Origin of the sequence: Pseudomonas sp. AKS31, assembly GCF_023634765.1 — a bacterium.
Classification (GTDB): Bacteria; Pseudomonadota; Gammaproteobacteria; order Pseudomonadales; family Pseudomonadaceae; genus Aquipseudomonas.
The window spans coordinates 195,439-202,642 of sequence record NZ_JAMLFX010000001.1; the positions used below are offsets into that span (position 1 = coordinate 195,439).

Annotated in this window: 2 protein-coding genes and 1 pseudogene; 2 read left to right on the forward strand and 1 reads right to left on the reverse strand. The window is 60.3% G+C overall.

The window, feature by feature from the left end; genetic code table 11:
• Positions 1–8: 8 nt before the first annotated feature.
• Complete coding sequence (aceE, locus tag M9827_RS00855; RefSeq protein WP_123448340.1) at positions 9–2,654, reverse strand: pyruvate dehydrogenase (acetyl-transferring), homodimeric type; 2,646 nt, start codon at positions 2,652–2,654, stop codon at positions 9–11.
• 384 nt (positions 2,655–3,038) lie between these two features.
• Here aceE and glnE point away from each other — a divergent pair, with 384 nt between their 5' ends.
• Both glnE and waaF read left to right on the forward strand, forming a co-directional pair.
• Complete coding sequence (gene glnE / locus M9827_RS00860) at positions 3,039–5,978, forward strand: bifunctional [glutamate--ammonia ligase]-adenylyl-L-tyrosine phosphorylase/[glutamate--ammonia-ligase] adenylyltransferase (protein WP_250602882.1); 2,940 nt, start codon at positions 3,039–3,041, stop codon at positions 5,976–5,978.
• A 330-nt stretch (positions 5,979–6,308) separates the two neighbouring features.
• Positions 6,309–7,204 (forward strand): annotated as a pseudogene (gene waaF / locus M9827_RS00865) (lipopolysaccharide heptosyltransferase II); the annotation flags it as partial.

Sequence of the window (7,204 nt, forward strand, 5' to 3'; positions counted from 1 at the left end):
ATGTCTCCTCAGCAGTCCAGTGGGTTGCGTTTTTCCGGGTCGATGCCGAACTTGACGATGGCCTCAGCCACGACTTTAGGTTCGATATCACCACGGTCAGCCAGTGCTTCCAGGGCTGCCAACACCACGAAATGACGGTCGACTTCGAAGAAATGACGCAGTTTCTTGCGGCTGTCGCTGCGGCCGAAACCGTCGGTGCCCAGGACTTTGAATTCCTTGGACGGTACCCACTGACGGATCTGCTCGGCGAACAGTTTCATGTAGTCGGTAGAGGCGATGACCGGACCTTTACGGCCGTTCAGGCACTCTTCGACATAGCTCAGCTTAGGCTTCTGGCCAGGCTTGAGACGGTTGCTGCGCTCTACGGCCAGGCCGTCGCGACGCAGTTCGTTGAAGCTGGTAACGCTCCACACGTCAGCGCCGACGTTGAACTCTTCACGCAGAATCTTCGCCGCTTCACGGACTTCACGCAGGATGGTGCCGGAGCCCATCAGCTGGACGTGGTGCGCCGCATCGCGGGTGTCTTCTTCGAGCAGGTACATGCCTTTCTTGATGCCTTCTTCGGCACCGGCCGGCATGGCTGGCTGCTGGTACGACTCGTTCATCACGGTGATGTAATAGAAGATGTCCTGTTGCTCTTCGGTCATCTTCTTCATGCCGTCCTGAATGATCACCGCCAGCTCATAGCCGTAGGTTGGATCGTAGGTGCGGCAGTTCGGGATGGTCGCGGCCAGCAGGTGGCTGTGACCGTCTTCGTGTTGCAGACCCTCACCGTTCAGGGTGGTACGGCCGGCGGTGCCGCCGATCAGGAAGCCACGGGTGCGGCTGTCGCCGGCAGCCCAGGCCAGGTCGCCAATACGCTGGAAGCCGAACATCGAGTAGAAGATGTAGAACGGCAGCATTGGCTGGTTGTGGCTCGAATACGAAGTACCGGCAGCGATGAAGGAGCTCATGGCGCCTGCTTCGTTGATGCCTTCTTCAAGGATCTGACCTTTCTGGTCTTCCTTGTAGAACATCACCTGGTCTTTATCGACTGGCTCGTAGAGCTGGCCAACGGACGAGTAGATGCCGAGCTGACGGAACATGCCTTCCATACCGAAGGTACGGGCTTCGTCCGGGATGATCGGGACGATGCGCGGGCCGATTTCCTTGTCCTTGACCAGTTGCGCGAGGATCCGCACGAAGGCCATGGTGGTGGAAATTTCACGGTCGCCGGAACCATCGAGGATGGCTTTGAGGGTGTCCAGATCCGGAGTCGGTACGCTGAAGCTCTGTGCGCGACGTTGAGGCACGAAACCGCCCAGGGCTGCACGACGCTCGCTGAGGTAGCGGGCTTCGGCGCTGTTTGGCTCCGGCTTGAAGAACGGCAGGTTCTCCAGCTCTTCGTCCTTGACCGGAATGTCGAAACGATCGCGGAACAACTTCAGGCTGTCGACGTCGACTTTCTTGGTGTTGTGCGCGGTGTTCTTCGCTTCGCCGGCACCGGTGCCATAACCTTTGATGGTCTTGGCGAGGATGACGGTTGGTTGTTCTTTGTGGTTGACCGCTTCGTGGTACGCCGCGTAGACCTTGTACGGGTCGTGGCCGCCACGGTTGAGTTTCCAGATCTCGTCGTCGGACAGATCGGCAACCATTGCCTTGAGTTCAGGCGTGTTGAAGAAGTGCTCACGCACGAACGCGCCGTCTTTGGCTTTGTAGTTCTGGTACTCGCCGTCGATGACTTCGTCCATGCGGCGTTGCAGGATGCCGTCGACGTCTTTGGCCAGCAACGGGTCCCAGAAACGGCCCCAGATGACTTTGGTCACGTTCCACTGCGCACCGCGGAACACGCCTTCGAGCTCCTGGATGATCTTGCCGTTGCCGCGAACCGGGCCGTCGAGGCGCTGCAGGTTGCAGTTGATGACGAAGATCAGGTTGTCCAGCTTCTCGCGGCCGGCCAGGGAGATCGCGCCCAGGGATTCCGGCTCGTCGCACTCGCCGTCGCCCAGGAAGCACCAGACTTTCTGTTTGCCCGGCTGAATGAAACCGCGGTGTTCCAGGTACTTCATGAAGCGTGCCTGGTAGATCGCCTGGATCGGACCCAGACCCATCGATACGGTCGGGAACTGCCAGAAGTCAGGCATCAGCCAAGGGTGCGGGTAGGACGACAGGCCCTGACCGTCGACTTCCTGGCGGAAGTTGTTCATCTGGTCTTCGGTGATGCGGCCTTCCATGAACGCACGGGCGTAAACGCCTGGCGAAGTGTGGCCCTGGAAGTAGATCAGGTCGCCGCCGTGTTCGTCGGTCGGGGCCTGGAAGAAGTAGTTGAAGCCGATGTCATACAGGGTCGCACTGGAAGCGAAGCTGGAGATGTGACCACCCAGGTCAGAATCTTTCAGGTTCGTACGCATTACCATGGCCATCGCGTTCCAGCGTACCAGCGAGCGAATGCGGCGTTCCATGAACAGGTCGCCAGGCATGCGTGCTTCGTGGGTTACCGGGATGGTGTTGCGGTAAGGCGTGGTGATGGCGTAAGGGAGCTGCGAGCCGCTGCGGGTCGCGAGTTCGCCCATACGGGTCATCAGATAGTGAGCACGGTCTTCGCCTTCTTTGTCGAGAACCGATTCCAGGGCGTCCAGCCATTCCTGGGTTTCGACGGGATCGAGGTCTTGCATGGCTTGCTCCAGGGCGGAAAGGCTTCCAGAATCGGTTGCCTGAGTTTGCGACTGGCCTTGTGGGCAGACGATTTAAAATTCTTGGATTGCCGATAGGTTGTTCCGGCGGCGTGTAGTTTTACTACAAATCTTCCGGCATTTCAGCCTTTCGAATGTATAGACGAGTAGTAAAACTACAGAAGAATGGCTTGTGGCCTCCGGCTGCGTTGTGAGAATAATCGTTAAGGTTGGTCTTTTACCATCCGAAAAAGGTGAAACTTTGATGTTCGCTGCCAACGAGAAAGAAATTTCAGCTATTTCTAACTTTTGTTCGACAGTCCTTCGGGTAGCGGCTTTTCACCAAACACTACAAGCGGCCATTTACACGCCGATCAAGGATAGACCATGACCCTGCCCGTGCTTGCCGAACTGCCCGCCATTCTCCTGCCGTTGGTCACTCGATCCGAGCAGTCGTTCCGTACGGCTGTCGCCGCGCTGGAAGACGATCACGGCTTCTCGACCTGGACGCCAGAACGCTGGGCGCAGTTCGCCCGCGTCACCGCCGCCAGCGAGTTTGTCATTGAACAGAGCGTTCGTGACCCTTTGATGTTGTTGTCGCTGGTGCAGTCCGGCGAACTTGATCGGCCGTTCGCGCCGGGTGAATTGTGTGCGCAGATTGCGGCCGCCGTGAACGCCGCGCAGAGCGAGGATGAACTCGGTCGCGCCTTGCGTCGCCAGCGCGCCCGCCACCAAGTGCGTATCATCTGGCGCGACCTCACCCGCGAGGCCGATCTGGTGCAGACCTGCCGGGATCTCTCGGACATGGCCGACGCCACCATCGACCAGGCCTACCAATGGTTGTACAGCCGCCATTGCGAACAATTCGGCACGCCGACCGGCCGCCGCAGCGGTCTGGCGCAGCAGATGGTCATCCTCGGCATGGGCAAGCTCGGCGCGGTCGAGTTGAACCTGTCTTCGGACATCGACCTGATCTTCGCCTACCCCGAGGGTGGCGAGACCGTTGGCGTCAAGCGCTCGCTGGATAATCAGGAATTCTTCATCCGGCTCGGCCAGCGCTTGATCAAGGCGCTCGATCCGATGACGGTCGACGGTTTTGTGTTCCGTGTCGATATGCGCCTGCGCCCGTACGGTTCGTCCGGCGCGCTGGTATTGAGTTTCAATGCGCTGGAGCAGTATTACCAGGATCAGGGCCGTGACTGGGAACGCTACGCGATGATCAAGGCGCGGGTGGTGGCCGGCGATCAGGTCGCGGGCGCGCAGTTGCTCGACATGCTGCGGCCGTTCGTTTACCGACGTTACCTGGACTTCTCGGCGATCGAAGCGCTGCGCACCATGAAGCAGCTGATCCAGCAGGAAGTGCGGCGCAAGGGCATGGCTGACAACATCAAACTCGGCTCTGGCGGTATCCGCGAGGTCGAGTTTATCGCGCAGGCTTTCCAGCTGATCCACGGTGGCCGCGATCTGAGCCTGCAACAGCGTCCTCTATTAAAGGTGCTGAGCACGCTGGAAGGGCAGGGTTATCTGCCGCCGGCGGTGATCAGCGAATTGCGCGAGGGCTACGAATTTCTGCGTTACACCGAGCACGCGATTCAGGCGATTGCCGACCGTCAGACCCAGATGCTGCCGGATGGCACGCAGGATCAGGCGCGCATTGCCTTTATGCTCGGCTTCGCTGACTGGGACAGCTTCCACGAAAAACTGATGTTCTGGCGCGGTCGCGTGGCTTGGCACTTCGCCCAAGTGATTGCCGATCCCGATGAAGATGAAGGCGCCGAAAGCGAAGTGGTGGTCGGCGGCGAATGGCTACCGCTGTGGGAAGAGGCGCAGGACGAAGAGGCCGCGTGCCGGCAGTTGGAGGAGGGTGGTTTCGCCGATGCCAGCAAAGCCCTGAAAGCGCTGGCCGGATTGCGCAGCAGTCCGCAACTGCGGGCGATGCAGCGGTTGGGACGGGAGCGGCTCGATGCTTTTATCCCGCGTCTGCTCGCTCAGGCTGTGGAACACGCCAACCCGGATCTGGTGCTTGAGCGCGTGCTGCCGCTGGTTGAAGCGGTGGCCCGGCGTTCGGCTTATCTGGTCTTGCTGACGGAAAACCCCGGCGCCCTGCGGCGCCTGCTGACCTTGTGCGCAGCGAGCCCGTGGATCGCTGAGCAGATCACCCGCTTCCCGCTGTTGCTCGACGAATTGCTGAACGAAGGTCGCCTGTTCAAGCCGCCGCTGGCGCCGGAATTGGCGGCTGAATTGCGCGAGCGGCTGACGCGGATTCCCGAAGACGACCTCGAGCAACAAATGGAAGCCCTGCGCCATTTCAAACTGGCGCACCGCTTGCGCGTCGCCGCTTCGGAAATTGCCGGCAGCCTGCCGCTGATGAAAGTCAGCGATTACCTGACCTGGCTGGCCGAGGCGATTCTTGAACAAGTGCTGGCCCTGGCCTGGCGCCAGACCGTGGCCAAGTACGGCACGCCGCTGCGCACCGACGGCACCTTGTGCGATCCCGGCTTCATCATTGTCGGTTATGGCAAAGTCGGCGGCCTGGAACTGGGGCATGGTTCGGATCTGGACCTGGTGTTTATCCACGACGGCGATCCGCAGGCGGAAACCGACGGGCCGAAGTCGATTGATGGCGCGCAGTTCTTCACGCGCTTGGGGCAGCGGATCATTCACTTGCTGACGGCGCAGACCAACTCCGGTCAGCTCTATGAAGTGGACATGCGTCTGCGGCCATCCGGTGCTTCGGGGCTGTTGGTCAGTTCGCTGGGGGCATTTGCGCGCTATCAGGAAAATGAAGCCTGGACGTGGGAGCATCAGGCGTTGGTGCGGGCGCGGGTGCTGGTTGGCAGTCAGGATGTCGGCCAGGCGTTCGAGAAAGTCCGCGCGCAGGTGTTGGGCAAGGCGCGCGATCTGGCCAAGTTGCAACAGGAAGTCAGTGAGATGCGCGCGAAGATGCGCGATAACCTCGGCACCAAGAGTACTGCGGCCGGTACGGCGGCAAATGCCTTCGACGCCACGGCGCCCTTCGACCTCAAGCAGGACGCCGGAGGTATCGTCGATATTGAATTTATGGTGCAATACGCGGCTTTGGCGTGGTCGCAAAGCCACCCGCCACTGCTGCGCTGGACCGATAACATCCGCATTCTGGAGGAGCTGGAACACGAAGGGCTGATGCCTGCCGAAGATGCCAGCCTGCTGCGCGAGGCCTATAAAGCCTACCGCTCCGCCGCTCACCGGCAGGCCTTGCAGAAGGACGCCGGGGTGATACCGGGCGACCAGTTTGCCGACGAACGCCGGCAGGTTTTGCGGATATGGAAAGAGATGGGGCTAAGCTGAAACAAGCCAATGAAGGCAATGAGATTCAAGAGGTGGGAGCGAGCCTGCTCGTGAATGCGGAGTGTCAGTCAACGTCAATGTTGAATGTGTCGGCCCCTTCGCGAGCAGGCTCGCTCCCACAGTAATCTGCGCTGAAATGCAGATGTTGAAACAGATGCAAAACCCTGTGGGAGCTGGCTTGCCAGCGATAGCGGAGTATCAGACGACAATAATGTTGAATGTGAAGACCCCATCGCGGGCAAGTCCGCTCCCACAGTAGATCTACAGTGTTTGTAGAATTCTCGAGGCGGGGAGGCGTAAATGCCTCCCCGGTTCGTTTATGGAAACCACATGAATATTCTGATCGTTGGGCCCAGTTGGGTCGGTGACATGGTGATGGCGCAGACACTGTTTCAGTGTCTCAAGCAGCGCCACCCGCAATGCGAAATCGACGTGCTGGCCCCTGAATGGAGCCGGCCGATCCTTGAGCGCATGCCCGAAGTGCGCAAGGCCTTGAGCTTCCCGCTCGGCCACGGCGCGCTGGAACTGGCGACGCGTCGGCGCATCGGCAAATCCCTGCGCGGTCAGTACGATCAGGCGATCCTGCTGCCCAACTCGCTGAAATCGGCGCTGGTGCCGTTTTTCGCCGGCATCCCGAAACGCACCGGCTGGCGCGGCGAATTCCGCTACGGCCTGCTCAACGATGTGCGCACCCTCGACAAAGAACGCTATCCGCTGATGATCGAGCGTTTCATGGCCTTGGCCTATGAAGCCAACACCGAATTGCCGAAGCCGTATCCGCGTCCGAGCCTGCAAATTGACCCGGTGACCCGCGAAGCGGCACTGGCCAAGTTCGGCCTGAGCCTCGACCGCCCGGTGTTGGCGCTGTGCCCCGGTGCCGAGTTTGGCGAATCCAAGCGCTGGCCGTCCGAGCACTACGCCAAAGTCGCCGAAGCACGTATTCGCGAAGGCTGGCAGGTGTGGCTGTTCGGTTCGAAGAACGATCACGCGGTCGGTGAAGATATCCGCGCTCGACTGATTCCTGGTCTGCGTGAAGAATCGGTCAACCTCAGCGGCGGCACCTCGTTGGCCGAGGCCATCGACCTGATGTCCTGCGCCGACTCGGTGGTCTCCAACGACTCCGGCCTGATGCACGTTGCCGCTGCGCTGAACCGTCCATTGGTCGCCGTCTACGGCTCGACCTCGCCGGGTTTCACCCCGCCGCTGGCCGAGCACGTCGAAGTGGT

Bases quoted from the DNA above. Each gene is read 5' to 3' on its own strand.
- aceE (WP_123448340.1), bottom strand. From the start codon at position 2,654: ATGCAAGACCTCGATCCCGTCGAAACCCAGGAATGGCTGGACGCCCTG.
- glnE (WP_250602882.1), top strand. From the start codon at position 3,039: ATGACCCTGCCCGTGCTTGCCGAACTGCCCGCCATTCTCCTGCCGTTG.